General features: G+C 52.8%; 3 protein-coding genes. All 3 read right to left on the reverse strand.

All coding sequences use genetic code 11. The features are described 5' to 3' along the window. Positions 1-54: 54 nt before the first annotated feature. Complete coding sequence (locus RUMCAL_RS09460) at positions 55-336, reverse strand: zinc-ribbon domain containing protein (RefSeq protein WP_021682560.1); 282 nt, start codon at positions 334-336, stop codon at positions 55-57. A gap of 121 nt (positions 337-457) precedes the next feature. Then, positions 458-1,027 carry a sigma-70 family RNA polymerase sigma factor gene (locus RUMCAL_RS09465; RefSeq protein ID WP_147330030.1) on the reverse strand — a complete coding sequence of 190 codons (570 nt, stop codon included), beginning with the start codon at positions 1,025-1,027 and terminating at the stop codon, positions 458-460. A gap of 279 nt (positions 1,028-1,306) precedes the next feature. Beyond that, complete coding sequence (locus RUMCAL_RS09470) at positions 1,307-1,819, reverse strand: S1 RNA-binding domain-containing protein (RefSeq protein ID WP_040647778.1); 513 nt, start codon at positions 1,817-1,819, stop codon at positions 1,307-1,309. Between the last annotated feature and the right edge of the window lie 79 nt (positions 1,820-1,898).

Genomic DNA, 1,898 nt, shown 5'->3' on the forward strand with positions numbered 1-1,898 from the left:
GTCGCCAGACGCTCTTTGTGCGGCATTGCCTTATCTCAATGCAGTCCGTAAGCCTTATGCTTCTTCCTTCATCTTTGCATAGCATGCACTGCAGTAGATCGGACGGCCTTCACGGGGCTGGAACGGCACTCTTGCTTCGCCGCCGCAGGAATCGCAGACAGCAGTGAACATTTCGCGTTCCTGTCTGGGAGCACCGCCACGCTTTGCATCACGGCAAGCCTTGCAACGCTTCGGCTCATTGGTGAAGCCTCTTTCTGCGTAGAATTCCTGTTCGCCAGCAGTGAAAACGAATTCATTGCCGCAGTCCTTGCATACCAAAGTCTTATCTTCGTACATAGTATAACCTTACCTTTCTCGAGGGTGTCCGCTTGGGATTCCTCGTGCCGGAATGGTCTTTCCGGCTGTTCCATGAAAAATGTTCCGGCGGCAGGATACCGTCCGGAGAATCCCGGTGCAATTACTGCAAAACGCCTTCCGAATGAAGTTTTCGTCGGGCACGCTGCAGTGCATTATCCACTGATTTTACAGAGATTCCGAGCTGTTCCGCAGCCTGTGCATAGGACGCTCCTCCGTAGATCAGCATGCAAACCTGATATTCCCGCCGGGATAAGCGGTTCACCATTGCACAGAACATCTCCGCCGCCTGTGACCGGCTCTGTACCACAGAATCCGGCGGCAGGGCGGTGTCCTGTACCTGAGAAAGCGGAGGCATGTCCGATGCCCCCACAGGTAACGGTAAATTGCGGCAGTGCCGCAACGCAGATACAATGCTGTTTGTAATGCATTTGCCCGCATAGGCAGAAAAAGGTACGCCACGCATGAAATCATACCGACATACCGCAGAAATCAGACCCAAAAAGCCCTCTTGTGCGAGATCCTCCGGTTCAGAAATGCCCTGAAACTGCCGCACCTGATGCCAGACGGCACCGGTATAGCGTTTCACCAGCGATTCCATTGCCCCACGGTCATTTCTCGCCAGGAGCACAAGCTCCTGATCCGGTAGTTGCTCAAAAGGTACCGGCTTCAATACGCATTCCCCTATCAATCCGTGAAATTATTCAGTTTGCTATTGCTCAGGAAGTGCGGCACGCACCCGTTGACGGCACGCACTGCACTTTTCTTATTATATCGGAAAACGGCAGAATTGTCAATATCTATCCTCAGAAATCTTGAAACCCTTGGGAAAACCGGCATTTCCCCCAGTTTTGCCGGCGGCTTTTCTGACAATATGTACAGTTTTATGAAAGGCAACACAAAACGGCAGCCGTGTCGGGCTGCCGCTGGTTCTTTTTCAGGGAATATTTTCTCACTTCCGCTTCGAACGATTTTTTCGTTCGGTTCCACGCTTGATGTCGCACATGCGTTCCTCGCTGGTCTGCTTGAAGCGGGAAAGCATATCCTCGAAAGACATTTCAGAGGGATCCTGCCGCTTTTTCGGCTCCCAGACGTTGGGCTTGCTGCGGCGGGGCGGACGGGACTGCTGTCCGTCACCGTTTCCGCGGAACGGCTTGCCGCCGCGTTCTCCGCGGGGAGCGTGGTCAGAGTCACTGCGTCTGCCGCCGTGCTCTTTGTTTTCTTCCGCCTGCTTCATGGAAAGACTGATCTTCCCCTGTGGATTGGTGCCGATCACCTTGACACGTACCGATTGCCCCTCTGTCACGAAATCGCGGATCTCGTTGACATAGCTGCGGGAGATCTCAGAGATGTGCACCATGCCCATCACCTTTTCCTCCTCCGGCATTTGCAGCTCCACAAATGCACCATACTTGGTGATATTTTTTACTGTTCCCTCATAAATTTTTCCGATTTCGACCTGCATGTAACTCCGTATCCCTTTCTCTCGCATTTCATTGCTGGGTGTTTTCCTAGGGCAATACCGCACAAAGATTGTGCGACAG

Source organism: Ruminococcus callidus ATCC 27760, from assembly GCF_000468015.1.
Taxonomy (GTDB): Bacteria; Bacillota; Clostridia; order Oscillospirales; family Ruminococcaceae; genus Ruminococcus_C; species Ruminococcus_C callidus.